Raw genomic sequence first — 13343 nt, 5'->3', positions numbered from 1 at the left:
GCAGTCCTAGGCTCGGCCCATGGTGGACCTCTTTGACGGGTATGGCTCAACGCTTCTGCCCCGGAAACGAACCGGCAGTGCCGCGTGGGACGAGATGTTCGCTGAGCCGTCGGGTCGCGGTCATGTGGAAGCGAGGCCGGCCTATAAGGAGATTTACCAGGCGCTCGCCCAGATGACCAAGGCAGAGCTGCGCGGGCGAACCGAAGCTCTCGCGAGTTCGTACCTGGCGCAGGGAGTCACCTTCGACTTCGCCGGCGAGGAGCGCCCGTTCCCGCTCGATGCCGTTCCGCGGGTCATCGACCACAGCGAATGGGTCGATGTCGAAGCCGGCATCAAGCAGCGGGTGCGTGCGCTTGAGGCTTTCCTGGCGGACGTCTACGGCGGGCAACGCGCCGTTCGAGATGGCGTCATCCCGGCCGCTCTGATCAGCTCGTCGAGCCATTTCCACCGGCAGGCAGCGGGGATCGTCAGCGCGAACGGCGTACGCATCCAGGTCTCCGGAATCGACCTCATCCGCGATGAAAAGGGCGCCTGGCGGGTCTTGGAAGACAACGTGCGGGTGCCGAGCGGCGTCAGCTACGTCATCTCCAATCGCCGCGTCATGGCGCAAACGCTGCCAGAACTCTTCGTCTCGCTCCGGGTGCAACCCGTCGGCGAATACCCGATCCGTCTCCTGCAGGCCCTCCGCGCGAGCGCACCGGAGGGTATCGACGACCCCAATGTCGTGGTGCTGACGCCCGGCGTCTTCAACTCGGCATACTTTGAGCACACCCTGCTCGCCCGGCTGATGGGCGTCGAACTTGTGGAGGGGCGCGACCTCTACGTCTCCGGCGGCAAGGTGTGGATGCGCACCACCGCCGGCCCGATGCGGGTCGATGTGATCTATCGCCGGGTCGACGACGAATTCCTCGACCCACTGCAGTTCAGGGACGACTCCGTGCTCGGATCCCCTGGGCTGCTGTTGGCGGCCAGGCTCGGAAACGTGACCATCGCCAATGCTGTCGGAAACGGTGTGGCGGACGACAAACTCGTCTATACCTACGTGCCAGATCTCATCCGCTACTACCTGGGTGAGGATGCGATCCTGCCGAACGTTGACACGTGGCGACTTGAAGATCCGGGGGCGCTGGAAGAGGTGCTCGACCGCCTCGACGAACTCGTCGTGAAGCCCGTTGACGGTTCGGGCGGCAAGGGCCTGGTTGTCGGGCCGGATGCCACACCCGCCGAACTCGCCGCCCTCCGGAAACGACTGATTGCCGACCCGCGAGGCTGGATCGCCCAGCCGGTCGTGCAGCTGTCGACGATTCCTACGCTCGTCGAAGACGGCATGAGACCGCGGCACGCCGATCTTCGTCCGTTCGCGGTCAATGACGGCAGCGACATCTGGGTGCTGCCAGGCGGTCTCACCCGGGTGGCGATGCCGGAAGGGCAGCTTGTCGTCAACTCCAGCCAGGGTGGCGGGTCCAAGGACACCTGGGTCGTCGGCGCTCCTGCCGGCACACCGGGGAGCGTGATCGACCCGCACGACATCCAGGGTCTTGTCTCTGAGCAGGCGGCGGCAACGGTGACACTGCCGCCACACCACGACAAACCTCATACGCCCGATCACTCCCCGCACGACGACCCGCGCACCGGCCAGCAGCAACAGCAGCAGCAACAGCAGCAACAGCAGGTCGCCGACCCGGCTGGCCGCACCGATCGCACTGATCGCACCGACCAACAGCATCCGCTTGTCACGGAGGGAGTCTGATGCTTTCTCGAATCGCAGAGTCACTCTTCTGGATCGGACGTTACATCGAGCGATCGGATGGCACAGCGCGCATCCTCGACGTTCACCTGCAACTGCTGCTCGAAGACCCGTGGATCGACGAGGACACCGCCTGCCGGTCACTCTTGTCCGTGATGGGCAGCGAGCCGCCGGAGGACAAGATCCTCACCCGCAAGGATGTGCTTGGCATCCTCGCCGTCGACCGGTCGCAACCGGCGTCCATCGCGTTCTCGCTGGGGGCGGCCCGTGAGAACGCCCGCCGTGCACGCGAGATCGTGTCGAGCGAACTCTGGGAGTGCCTCAATACGACGCGGGCCAGGATGCCGCGCCGCGTCGCAGATGACAAGGTGCACGAGTTCTTCCACTGGGTTCACGAGCGGGCGGCGCTGGCCGTTGGCATCGTCGAGTCAGCGACCAGCAGGGATGACGCGTGGCATTTCTTCACGCTCGGCCGCAGCCTCGAACGGGCGGATATGACGGCCAGGCTGCTGGCCACACGCTCGCTCACCGAGGCATCCGGCCCGTCGTGGACGACAATTCTCCGCTCGTGCGGCGCATACGAGGCATACCTCCGCACCTACCGCGGTGTGCCGTCAGCGCAGAACGCCGCCGAGTTCCTGCTCCTTGACCGGCTGTTTCCGCGTTCTATTCTCTTCTCTGTGACGCGCGCAGAGGAATGCATGCGGGCCCTCGAGCCGCGCCTCGACCGGGTGGGGGTCTCCGACAATGCCCAACGCCTGTTCGGCCAGATGCGCAGTGAGCTCGAATACCGGCCCATTCTCGACATCCTCGAAGACCTGCCGGCGCAGATGGACAGCGTGCAGGATGCCACGAGTGCCGCCAGCGAAGCGATCCGCCAGCGGTACTTTCCCACGAGCGCTGCACCGAGCTGGACGGGAGAGCGCCTGTGAAGCGCCTTCGCATCACCCACACCACCGGATTCCACTACGAGGGTGAGGTGAATGCGTCATACAACGAGGCGCGGATGCTGCCAGCGGGTGCTGAGAACCAGTTCGTGCTGTCGTCATTCCTCAACATCTCGCCGATGTCATCGCTCAATACCTATGTCGACTATTGGGGAACCAGGGTGAGCGCCTTCGACGTGCTGAGTCCGCACCGGGAACTCACCCTCACGGCCACGAGCCTGGTTGAAGTGCGGGAGAACGCCCATCTGGGGCATCCGTTCGACTGGGACGAACTCGCCACGGCTGCCCTGGCCAGCATGGAAACGGTTGACCAGATCGCCCAAACGTCCCGAACGACACCCCCAGCGGATGTCGCGGCGCTCGCCGCAGAGATCGCAGCCAGTGGATTGGACCCCTGCGAGAGCGCGCTGGCCATCTGCCAGGCCGTCGGAGGAGCCGTCGAATACATGGCAGGGGTGACCGGGGTGCACTCAACGGCGGCAGAGGCGTGGGCAGAGAAGAAGGGCGTCTGCCAGGACATTGCGCATATTGCGCTCGGCGCCCTGCGCTCGGTGGGAATCCCGGCCCGCTACGTCTCCGGTTACCTGCATCCGAATCCGGATGCTGCCATCGGCGAGACCGTGACGGGGGAGTCGCACGCGTGGGTCGAATGGTTCTGCGGTGGGTGGCGTGGCTACGATCCGACGAACCTCATCGATATCGGTGACCGGCATGTCCTCGTCGGTCGCGGCAGGGACTACACGGATGTCGCGCCGCTTCGAGGTGTGTACGCAGGCCCATTTGGATCAGAGTTGTTCGTGAGTGTCGAGATCACGCGCGAATACTGATCTCGCTATCCAGCCAATCGCCTCGTCATTCAGCCACGCGCCGCGGGGCGTATCGCAGCGGTTCGCTGCTCGCCGCGACCAGAGCGCGCAACGTCTCGAGGTCGCCGGAGATGAGGCCGGCCGCGCGCGCCTGCACCAGCACGTTGCCCAGGGCTGTCGCTTCGACGGGGCCGGCGAGAACGGGCACTCCAGCGTGGTCGGCCGTGAGCTGGCAGAGCAGCGCGTTCTGAGATCCGCCCCCGACGATGTGGATGGTGTTCACCGTCTTGCCCGACAGCTCTGAGGCCGTTCGCACAGCGGTCGCGAAGGCGAGAGCGAGGCTCTCGATGATGCTGCGCACGAACTCTGCCTGGCTCGCTGGAACCGGCTGGCCGTGTTCGATGCACCAGTCGGCGATCCGTGCCGGCATATCGCCGGGCTCCATGAATCGCGGGTCATTGGCGTCGAAGACGGCCACCGGGGTGGTCACCGCCTCGGCCGCCGCCACGAGGGGCAGCAACGAGACGCTCGGGTCAGCTTTCTGCCAGGTTCGCACCGATTCGCTGAGCAACCAGGTGCCCATCACGTTGTGCAAAAAGCGCACACGTCCGTCGACGCCACCCTCGTTGGTGAAGTTGGCGCGGCGGCTTTCCTCTGTGCGCACGGGGTGTTCGAGCTCGACACCGACCAGCCCCCAGGTGCCGCTCGAGATATAGGCGGCATCCGGGTCTGTCATGGGCACAGCCACCACAGCGGATGCCGTGTCGTGCGACCCGACGGCCACGATCGGAGTCGAGGTGGCCAAGCCGGTCGCCCCAGCCACAGAGGGAAGCAGGGTGCCGATGCGGTCGCCCGGCTGCACGAGCGCGGGGAAAAGGCTGCGTGGCAGGTCGAGCCGCTCGATCAGCGCATCGTTCCAGCGCGGTTGTGCGCCGGGCCCGTCTGGGAGGCTGAGCAACCCGGTCGTTGACGCATTGGTGCTCTCGGCGACCCGTTCTCCGGTCAACCAGTACGCCATCAGGTCGGGCACGAGCAACGCCTGGTCGGCGAGGTCGAGCAGGCCGCCGACACGCTCGGCCTCGAGTTGATAGAGCGTGTTGAAGGGGAGGAACTGCAGGCCGTTGTCGGCGTACAGCTCAGCGAACGGTACTCGCTCATGAACCGAGGCGACCCCCGTGGCCGTCCGCGAATCGCGGTAGTGGAACGGGATGCCGAGCAGACGATCTCCGCGCAACAGGCCGTAATCGACAGCCCACGAATCGATTCCGATGCTCGACAGCCCCGGCGAGAGGCGGGCAGCGAGTCCCAGCCCCTCGACGACCGAACGGTAGAGCTCGACGATGTTCCAGTGCAGGCCGTCTGGCGTCTCGACCGGTGTGTTCGGAAAGCGGTTGACGGCTTCAAGTCGCAGTTCGTTCGGCCCGACATGGCCCAGCATGACCCGACCGCTGGTGGCGCCGAGGTCGACGGCGGCAACGGTACCGGCAGCGGCGGCAGTCATCGCAGGAAGGCCGCCGCGACGCCGGCATCCACCGGGATGTGCAGCCCGGTCGTGTGCGAGAGATCGCTGGAGCAGAGCGCGAACACGGCGTTCGCCACGTTCTCTGGGAGCACCTCGCGCTTGAGCAGCGTGCGCTGCGCGTAGTAGGCGCCCAGCTCTTCCTCTGGCACCCCATAGACCGCGGCGCGCTTGGCACCCCAGCCGCTGGAGAAGATGCCGGAGCCGCGCACGACGCCGTCTGGATTGATGCCGTTGACCTTCACGCCGTGCTCGCCGAGCTCAGCTGCGAGCAGTCGAACCTGGTGAGCCTGGTCGGCCTTGGTGGCCGAGTACGCGATGTTGTTCGGGCCGGCGAACACCGAATTCTTCGAGGAGATGTAGACGATGTCCCCGCCGAGCTTCTGGTCGATGAGCACCCGGGCCGCAGCGCGCGAGACCAGGAACGAGCCCTTGGCCATCACGTTGTGCTGCAGGTCCCAGTCGGCGACCGTGGTCTCCAAGAGCGACTTCGACAGCGAGAGCCCGGCGTTGTTCACGACGAGGTCAAGGCCGCCGAATGCCAGTACCGCTGCATCGACGGATGCCTGCACCTGATTTTCGTCGGTGACGTTGGCCTGCACGCCGATCGCGACATCCGTCGACCCGAGTTCAGCGGCGGCGGCCTGCGCCTTCGCGAGGTCGAGGTCGGCGATGACGACGCAGGCGCCTTCTGCGGCCAGGCGGGTGGCGATGGCCTTACCGATGCCGGAGGCAGCTCCCGTGACGAGGGCAATGCGGCTGGCGAGAGGCTTGGGCGCCGGCATCCGCTGCAGTTTGGCTTCTTCGAGTGCCCAGTACTCGATGCGGAACTTCTCTGCCTCGTCGATGGGGAAGTAGGTGGAGAGGCCCTCTGCGCCGCGCATCACGTTGATGGCATTGATGTAGAACTCGCCGGCCACGCGTGCGGCCTGCTTGTTCGCGCCGTAGCTGAACATGCCGACGCCGGGGATGAGCACGATGAGGGGATCTGCGCCGCGAATGGCGGGGGAGTCTGCCACTGCGTTGCGGTCGTAATACGCCTGGTAGTCGGCCCGGTACTGCTCGTGCAACTCCTGCAGGCGGGCGATCGAGTCTTCGATGGAGGCGTCGGCCGGGAGGTCGAGCACCATCGGCTTGACCTTGGTGCGCAGGAAGTGGTCTGGGCAGCTGGTGCCGAGGGCGGCCAGGCGGGGGTGCTCAGCGGATGCCAAAAAGTCGAGCACGACGGCATCGTCGGTGAAGTGGCCCACCTGGGCGCGGTCGGTGGAGACCAGCCCCCGGATTGTGGGCGCCAGGGCGGCAGCCTTGGCCAGGCGCTCGGCCGGGGCCAGCGCGCCGTAGCCGTCAAGGGCAGGGCCGAAGGGCAGAGGCTTCGAGTGCTTCGCGATGTAGTCGGCCGCGGTGTCGATGATCCACAGCGAGTTCGCCTCTGCCTCCTCGCTGGTGTCACCCCACGCCGTGATGCCGTGGCCGCCCAGGATGCAGCCGATGGCCTCTGGGTGTGCGTCCTTGATGGCGGCGATGTCGAGGCCGAGCTGGAAGCCTGGCCGACGCCATGGCACCCAGACGACCTTCTCGCCGAAAATGGTGCGCGTGAGTTCTTCGCCGTCGGCTGCCGTCGCGATCGCGATGCCGGAGTCCGGGTGCAGGTGGTCGACGTGCGCCGCGTCGACGAGGCCGTGCATGGCGGTGTCGATCGACGGGGCCGCGCCGCCCTTGCCGTGCAGGGTGAAGTCGAAAGCCGCCACCATCTCGTCTTCGCGCTCGAGACCGGGGTAGACGTTCACGAGCGAGCGCATCCGGTCGAGGCGCAGCACGGCCAAGCCGTTCTCGGTGAGGGTGCCCAAGTCGCCGCCGGAGCCCTTGACCCACATCAGTTCGACGGGCTCACCGGTCACCGGGTCGATCTCGCTGCCCTTGGCCGACGTGTTGCCGCCCGCGTAGTTGGTGTTCTTCGGGTTGCTGCCGAGGCGGTTGGATCGCGCGATCAGTTCTGCGGCTGCGTTGTTGATGGTCATAGTTGCTCCTCGAGGAAAGAATGTGGTGTGCCAGGACGGCAAACCCGACGGGTTACGCGCCCCAGCTCGCCTGCTGGCCGCCCGCGCGCTCGGCGGCGATCTTCGCCTGGTAACCGGATGCCGCATAGGCGGACATCGGATCGGCCGGGAGGCCGCGGGACTCGCGCCAGGCGGCGAGGTCGGGGCGCACATCCGTGTAGAAGGCGTCCATGAGGATGCCGTTGGCGCTGAGCACATCGCCGGCATCCTGGGCGGCGGCCAGCGCTGGCGCATCGACGAGGAGCACCCTGGCCGTCATCTCCTGCACGTTCAGCACGGAGCGGATCTGGCCTGGAATCTTGTCTTCGACGTTGTGGCACTGGTCGAGCATGAAGGCGACGGGGCTGTCGGCGTCAAAGCCGCGGCCCCGGTTCACCTCGTAGAGGATGCGGAAGAGCTGGAACGGGTCTGCGGCGCCCACGATGAGGTCGTCATCCGCGTAGAACCGGGAGTTGAAGTCGAACGAGCCGAGCTTGCCGAGGCGCAGCAGCTGCATGACGATGAACTCGATGTTGGTGCCCGGCGCGTGGTGACCGGTGTCGAGGCAGACCATGGCCTTGTCGCCGAGTGCGCTGACCTGGGCGTACGAGGTTCCCCAGTCGGGGACATCCGTGTGGTAAAAAGCCGGCTCGAAGAACTTGTACTCCAGCACCATGCGCTGCTCGTCGCCGAGGCGGGCGTAGATCTGCTTGAGGGAGTCGGCGAGGCGATCCTGGCGGCCGCGGATGTCGCCCTGGCCCGGATAGTTGGTGCCGTCGGCGAGCCAGATCTTGAGGTCGCGCGAACCGGTGGCATCCATCACGTCGATGCAGGAGAAGTGGTGATCGATGGCCTTCTGGCGAATGGCGGCATCGGTGTGGGTGAGGCTGCCGAACTTGTAGTCATCGTCCTGGAAGGTGTTGGAGTTGACCGTTCCGAGGGCGAGGCCGAGATCTTCGGCGAATGATCGCAACGCCGCGTAGTCGTCGACCTTGTCCCACGGGATATGCAGCGCCACGGCCGGTGCCAGCCCGGTCAATTCGTTGACCTTGCCCGCATCCTGGATCTTCTCCTGGATGGTGCGGGGAGTGCCTGGGGTCTGGAAGACCTTGAAGCGGGTACCGGAGTTGCCGAACGCCCAGGAGGGCAGTTCGATGGCCTGGGCCTCGAGCCGGGTGAGGACGGCAGCGCTGATGCTCACGAGTGTGTTCCTTCTTTTGGTTGAGCCGACGCCTGTCCGGCAGGAGCAGATGCAGATGCGGCGAGTTGATCGTCGAGGTTGAAGACTTCAGACAAATGGATGAAGCCGGTGTCTGGTGCGCCGTCGAGATCGACGAAAAATTCGGCCATCTCGGCCTGCCACCGTGCGTTGACTGCCGTGGCGGCCATTCCCGCCTGGGCGGCGGTGAGGCTTTCGGTCTCGACGTACCCGATGAGGAGGCCATCGTCGCGGATGAACAGCGAGTAGTTGTTCCAGCCCGTCTGTCGCAATGCGCGGAGCATGTCCGGCCACACAGCCTTGTGGCGCTCGCGATACTCAGCGATGCGATCCGGCTTGACCTGCAGCTGAAAACACACCCGTTCAGATACACCTGTGCTCGTCATTGAGTTCCAGTCGCAATCAATGCAGCGCAATGGTTTCGACGGCGCGGATCTTGCCGCGAATGAAGGCGTTGGCGTGCGCTCCGAGGTCGGCCGAATCGTTCCAGAGATTCCGCCAGACGGCGAGGCTCCGGCTGAGATCCGGGTTCACGACGGCGCTGGAAAACGACTCAAAAGCGATCGGCCCTGTGTAGTCGATGAGCGACAGAGCGCGGAAGAACCCGTCGAAGTCGACGGTTCCAGAGCCGAGGTAGCCACGGTGACTTTCGCCGATATGCACGTAGCTGAGTCGGTCGCCGCAAGCGAGAACGGGCCCGACCATATCCGATTCCTCGATGTTCATGTGGTACGTGTCGAGGTGGACGCCGACGTTCGGGTGGCCAAGGTCGTCGAGGTAGGCCAGAGCCTGGTTGGCTGTGTTGAACAGGTTGGTCTCGTAGCGGTTGACGACTTCAAGCCCGACACGGATTCCCAGCGTGCCGGCGCGTTCGGCAACCCGACGCAGCACGTCGAGGCTGTTCTGCCGACCGAGTGCGGTGGCTGGGGCATCGTATTTGGCGAGCTGGCTGTAGAGGACACCGACGAAGTACTCGGATCCGAGTTCGCTCAGTATCTCCAGCGCCGTGTTCAGTTTGCGTTCGCCTGCGGCCACGACGTCGGGGTCTTCGCTGCTGATGTCAGTGTCGGCGCTCTGCCCGAGCGAAGCGGAGATGGCGATCGGGTTCCTGGCCAGGCAGCGTTTCGCCGCGGCCACATCGAAGGAGTCCGGTTCGAGCAGCGGGATCTCAAGGAGGGTAAACCCCGCCTCAAGGCTCTGGGTGACGGCCCGATCGAAGCCGGGCTCATCGAAGTGTCCGGTCCATACGAGCCCGTGGCATCCAATCAGCATGAGTCCCGGCCTTTCCTGGTGTGGCGAAGGATCAGTGCCGCTCCAGCGTGCCGCTGGCCTCTCCCTCGAGGAGGCTCGTGCCGGACGGAAGGAATTCCGATCAGCTAACGAGCTCTGGTGCAGTCACTCTAAGAGGCCAGTTTCGTCCCTGTCAAGACATTAACTTTCGTTCGAAACCCGTTTCACTTACGTTTTGGTTTCAATCATTGACGTGAAGTTGTCGTTGAGTTAGGTTTCCAGTTACGTGACGTCCGGAGCACTTCGGACCGCGTTGTCGCCAGGGTTGTCGATTAGGAGAGAGATGTCCGAACGCTATGACTTCGTTCGCGAAGAGGGCATTCTACTCGAACTCAATTCGAGTGGTCGCGTACTCGTCAACGACCTCGTTGAACAGTTCGGCGTCTCCGCCGTCACGATTCGCAAGGACCTCGACTCGCTGGAACAACGGTCGCTGCTTCGCAGGGTGCGCGGTGGCGCCGTCGTCTCCTCTGCCGGCGATGAGGGGGCGTTCAGCGAGCGGCTGCGCCAGGACTCAAACGCGAAACGTGCGCTGGCTCGCAACGCGGCCGCCCTGGTCTCCGACGGCGACGTCATCGCCATCGATTCGTCAACGACGTGCTACTACCTGGCACAAGAAATCCTTGACCGACGCGATCTCGTGGTTGTCACGTATGGCATGCGGGTAGCGAGCCTGTTCATGGACCACTCCAGCGCGACGGTCATCATGCCGGGCGGTGTCCTGCGCCGCGCATCCGGCTCTCTGATCGGTGCATTCGCGAACGTACTGGAAGGCCGCGGCCGGATAACGACGGGGTTCTTCGGCCTCGCCACACTCTCGACACATTTGGGATTGCTTGAGCTCTCGAGCGAAGAGGCGGCGACCAAAAAGAGTCTGGTCAGCGCGTGCGACTCGGTCTACGGCCTGTTCACGTCATCGAAGATCGGTGGATTCGGCCTGCACTCCTTTGCCGAGCCGGCCGAGATCTCCGGACTCTTCACCGATGAGCACGCTGATGACGAATTTGTCGCCGATTGGGCTGCGCATGGCGTGCCTGTCACTCGGGTCGAGGGCACAGGGGCAATTCTGGAAAGTGGCCAGCGTGCCGTTGTTCAAGCGGCCGAACGCGCCCAGAGTTCACGGGCAGCAGGATGAGCACGCTCACCGTGGCCGCGGTGGACCTCGGTGCAGAGAGCGGGCGCGTTGGAGCCGCGCAGTTCGACGGATCACGACTGAGCCTCAACATTCATCACCGATTCCCGCATCAGCCCTCCGTCGTCGACGGTTGGCTCCGCTGGGACATCGACGGGCTGTGGAGAGAGGTTTCAGACGGGCTCTCATCCCTGGCAGCGTCAACGCGGATTGCGTCGGTAGGTGTAGATACCTGGGGACTCGACTACGGCCTCTACGACAACGAGGGGCAGCTGCTCGAAGCTCCGACTGCGTACCGTGACAAGCACCGGATTGAGGTGTTCAGCGAAATTGTGAGCGCCGTTGGAGCCTCGACCATTTACGACGCTACCGGCACTCAGCTGATGGAGATCAACTCGCTCTTCGGGCTCGCCACCGATGCCAGGCTCCGTCATGAACTCCTCGCCCGCGCCCGGAGCATGCTGATGATGCCGGATGTCTTCCACCGGCTGCTCTCTGGCAGCACGGTTACCGAATTCTCCGCCGCTTCCACATCTGGCATGTATGACATGAACGCCGGTCGCTGGGCGACGGAACTCCTTGAGCGCGTTGGTGTGCCTGTCGGCATTTTGCCCGACGTCGTAGCGTCCGGGACCGATGTCGGCCCTGTGATTGGCCAGCTCGCCGTCGGGGGACTGGCAGGGACTCGCGTGATTCTGCCGGCGGCGCATGACACCGCGAGTGCTGTCTTGGCGATACCGGATGCGTCGCCAGAGACTCTCTTCATTTCGTCGGGAACCTGGTCGCTCGTTGGTGTCGTGCTCGATTCCCCTGTGGTCACGGCAGCGTCGCAGCAGGCCAACCTCACCAACGAGGGCGGATACAACGGCACAGTGCGGTTCCTCCGCAATGTGATGGGTCTCTGGGTGCTTCAAGAGTGCCGCCGTCAGTGGGAGCGAGATGGCTTGAGTGTCGACTACGACACCCTGGTGACGCGCGCCGCCGCCGAGGTTCCTCTCGTCAGCCTGATCAATCCAAACGCGACGGAGTTCCTGACCCCCGGTGACATGCCACGGCGCATTCAGGACTACTGCCGCGCACATGCGATTCCGGTGCCGGAAACCATCGGCCAAATCGCGCGCACGGTGTTCGACTCTCTTGCCCTCAGCTACCGACTCACCGCCGAGGACATCGCTGCCGTGACCGGTGTGCCCCTGACGTCGGTTGCCGTCGTTGGTGGGGGTGGCCAGAACGCCCTTCTGCAGCAAGCAACGGCAGACGCGACCGGGCTTCCCGTTGTCTGCTGGGCGAAAGAGGCAACCGCGCTTGGCAATGCGGCCAGCCAGTTGCGCGCCGTGGGCGAAATCGGCTCGATTGAACAGATTTGGGAGGTGGTTCGGGCGAGTACACAGACGCACTCCTTCGAACCACGCTCCGATGGTCGCTGGAGTGATGCGGCCGAGAAGCTTCGAGGGCTCGAGCGCGCAGAGTCGCGCCGCCGCGGTCTCGAGGAACCCAACGCGACATCGTTCGCGCACCAGGACGTGAGGGCAAAGTGGCCCCGCACAGCACAGAAGGAGGCAACACAATGATCAAAGCAAAGAAGACTCTGATGGTCGGCGCGCTAGCGCTCGCAGCCGTCATGACATTCTCTGGTTGCACCAGCCGCAACGACGACGCCGGCAGCACAGCAGGCAGCGGCGATGGCGACAGCAAGATCAAGGTGGCGTTCGTCCCCAAGCTCCAGGGCATTCCCTATTTCGAGGCCATGAACGCCGGCGGCAAGCAGGCCGCGGAAGAACTCGGCATCGAATGGCTCTATCAGGGACCGACGACGGCGGATGCCGCCGCTCAGGCCGACATTGTCCGTTCCTTCATCCAGCAGGGTGTGGACGCGCTGATCGTCGCCCCGAACGACCCTGATTCGATGGCACCGCTGCTCAAAGAAGCTGCGGACAAGGGTATCAAGGTTGCCACCGCAGACACCGACGCCCCGAACTCGGTGCGGGAAGTCTTCGTGAACCAGGCATCCGTTGAGGGTATCGGTCAGGCACTCACCGACTCGATCATGACGGCCATGGGCGGCAAGGGAAAGTATGCGATTGTCTCGTGTGGTGAGACGGCAGCGAACCTGAACGCCTGGATTGACGTGCAGAAGAAGTACACGGCCGAGAAGTACCCAGAAGCCGAGATCGTCGATGTCGTCTACGCAGGCGAAGACCAGGCGGCAGCTACCTCCATGGCCACCGACCTGATGAACGCCAACCCCGACCTCACCGGCCTCGTCGGCGAGTGCACCTCGTCGGCACCCGGTGTCGCCCAGGCGGTGAAGGACGCCGGCAAGATCGGCACCGTCTTCACTGACGGTCTCGGTACACCGCAGTCGATGGCTCCGTACCTGAAGGACGGCTCGTCCAGCGCTTCCATCCTCTGGGATGTCCAGGCGCTCGGCTACCTGACCGCATGGACGGGTCTGCAGCTGGCCGAAGGGAACGCGTTTGAAGCAACGAACAATGTGAGCGCCGACCTCCCAGCCGTCGAGTTCGATTCGGCTACCAAGGTGCTCCTGCTCGGTCCGGCGCTGGAAATCACCAAGGACAACGTCGACACGTTCGACTACTAGTCGGCAGGTTCACCCCCCAGAGCTGTTCGGGGGCGCCCAGTGTGG

Annotated in this window: 11 protein-coding genes; 6 read left to right on the top strand and 5 right to left on the bottom strand. The window is 64.6% G+C overall.

Features of this window, described 5'->3' with window-relative positions; all coding sequences use genetic code 11:
* Window positions 1-19: 19 nt before the first annotated feature.
* From AC25Y4_RS16790 to AC25Y4_RS16780, 3 genes are read left to right on the top strand one after another with little or no spacing between them, the layout of a single operon-like run.
* Window positions 20-1750 carry a circularly permuted type 2 ATP-grasp protein gene (locus AC25Y4_RS16790; protein ID WP_488121584.1) on the top strand — a complete coding sequence of 577 codons (1731 nt, stop codon included), beginning with the start codon at window positions 20-22 and terminating at the stop codon, window positions 1748-1750.
* Window positions 1750-2679 carry an alpha-E domain-containing protein gene (locus AC25Y4_RS16785; protein ID WP_488121583.1) on the top strand — a complete coding sequence of 310 codons (930 nt, stop codon included), beginning with the start codon at window positions 1750-1752 and terminating at the stop codon, window positions 2677-2679. Before AC25Y4_RS16790 ends, AC25Y4_RS16785 begins: the two co-directional genes overlap by 1 nt.
* On the top strand, window positions 2676-3521 hold the full coding sequence (locus AC25Y4_RS16780; protein ID WP_488121582.1) for a transglutaminase family protein: 846 nt from the start codon (window positions 2676-2678) through the stop codon (window positions 3519-3521). The genes AC25Y4_RS16785 and AC25Y4_RS16780 overlap by 4 nt, the downstream gene beginning before the upstream one ends.
* A gap of 25 nt (window positions 3522-3546) precedes the next feature.
* Here AC25Y4_RS16780 and AC25Y4_RS16775 read toward each other — a convergent pair whose 3' ends face one another.
* The 5 genes from AC25Y4_RS16775 to AC25Y4_RS16755 are packed head-to-tail and all read right to left on the bottom strand — an operon-like array spanning window position 3547 to window position 9546.
* Entirely contained in the window at window positions 3547-5001 is a 1455-nt protein-coding gene (locus AC25Y4_RS16775) for a rhamnulokinase (RefSeq protein ID WP_488121581.1), read from the bottom strand.
* Window positions 4998-7037 (bottom strand): bifunctional aldolase/short-chain dehydrogenase, encoded by a 2040-nt coding sequence (locus AC25Y4_RS16770; RefSeq protein WP_488121580.1) that lies wholly within the window; start codon window positions 7035-7037, stop codon window positions 4998-5000. Before AC25Y4_RS16770 ends, AC25Y4_RS16775 begins: the two co-directional genes overlap by 4 nt.
* A 52-nt stretch (window positions 7038-7089) precedes the next feature.
* Window positions 7090-8256, bottom strand: a complete 1167-nt coding sequence (rhaI, locus tag AC25Y4_RS16765; protein WP_488121579.1) for an L-rhamnose isomerase — start codon at window positions 8254-8256, stop codon at window positions 7090-7092.
* Window positions 8253-8660: an L-rhamnose mutarotase gene (locus tag AC25Y4_RS16760; protein ID WP_488121578.1), complete on the bottom strand. Its 408-nt coding sequence runs from the start codon at window positions 8658-8660 to the stop codon at window positions 8253-8255. Before AC25Y4_RS16760 ends, rhaI begins: the two co-directional genes overlap by 4 nt.
* Window positions 8661-8676: 16 nt before the next feature.
* A complete protein-coding gene (locus AC25Y4_RS16755) occupies window positions 8677-9546 on the bottom strand; it encodes a sugar phosphate isomerase/epimerase family protein (RefSeq protein ID WP_488121577.1) in 870 nt (289 codons plus the stop codon).
* Window positions 9547-9847: 301 nt separating this feature from the next.
* On the opposite strand from AC25Y4_RS16755, the gene AC25Y4_RS16750 reads away from it, so the two are divergent.
* Genes AC25Y4_RS16750 through AC25Y4_RS16740 form a run of 3 tightly spaced genes read left to right on the top strand, consistent with a single transcriptional unit; the run spans window position 9848 to window position 13298 of the window.
* Complete coding sequence (locus tag AC25Y4_RS16750) at window positions 9848-10699, top strand: DeoR/GlpR family DNA-binding transcription regulator (RefSeq protein WP_488121576.1); 852 nt, start codon at window positions 9848-9850, stop codon at window positions 10697-10699.
* Complete coding sequence (locus AC25Y4_RS16745) at window positions 10696-12267, top strand: rhamnulokinase (RefSeq protein WP_488121575.1); 1572 nt, start codon at window positions 10696-10698, stop codon at window positions 12265-12267. The genes AC25Y4_RS16750 and AC25Y4_RS16745 overlap by 4 nt, the downstream gene beginning before the upstream one ends.
* Window positions 12264-13298, top strand: a complete 1035-nt coding sequence (locus AC25Y4_RS16740) for an autoinducer 2 ABC transporter substrate-binding protein (protein ID WP_414805234.1) — start codon at window positions 12264-12266, stop codon at window positions 13296-13298. Before AC25Y4_RS16745 ends, AC25Y4_RS16740 begins: the two co-directional genes overlap by 4 nt.
* Window positions 13299-13343: the final 45 nt, after the last annotated feature.

It is taken from the genome of Leifsonia sp. Y878 (assembly GCF_057669685.1).
This window is presented reverse-complemented; position numbering and strand designations above follow the sequence as displayed.

What these genes read in the sequence shown, in the direction of transcription:
- AC25Y4_RS16745 (WP_488121575.1), top strand. Translation starts at nt 10,696, where the DNA reads ATGAGCACGCTCACCGTGGCCGCGGTGGACCTCGGTGCAGAGAGCGGG.
- AC25Y4_RS16770 (WP_488121580.1), bottom strand. Translation starts at nt 7,037, where the DNA reads ATGACCATCAACAACGCAGCCGCAGAACTGATCGCGCGATCCAACCGC.
- AC25Y4_RS16755 (WP_488121577.1), bottom strand. Translation starts at nt 9,546, where the DNA reads ATGCTGATTGGATGCCACGGGCTCGTATGGACCGGACACTTCGATGAG.
- AC25Y4_RS16760 (WP_488121578.1), bottom strand. Translation starts at nt 8,660, where the DNA reads ATGACGAGCACAGGTGTATCTGAACGGGTGTGTTTTCAGCTGCAGGTC.
- AC25Y4_RS16750 (WP_488121576.1), top strand. Translation starts at nt 9,848, where the DNA reads ATGTCCGAACGCTATGACTTCGTTCGCGAAGAGGGCATTCTACTCGAA.
- AC25Y4_RS16740 (WP_414805234.1), top strand. Translation starts at nt 12,264, where the DNA reads ATGATCAAAGCAAAGAAGACTCTGATGGTCGGCGCGCTAGCGCTCGCA.
- AC25Y4_RS16775 (WP_488121581.1), bottom strand. Translation starts at nt 5,001, where the DNA reads ATGACTGCCGCCGCTGCCGGTACCGTTGCCGCCGTCGACCTCGGCGCC.
- AC25Y4_RS16790 (WP_488121584.1), top strand. Translation starts at nt 20, where the DNA reads ATGGTGGACCTCTTTGACGGGTATGGCTCAACGCTTCTGCCCCGGAAA.
- AC25Y4_RS16785 (WP_488121583.1), top strand. Translation starts at nt 1,750, where the DNA reads ATGCTTTCTCGAATCGCAGAGTCACTCTTCTGGATCGGACGTTACATC.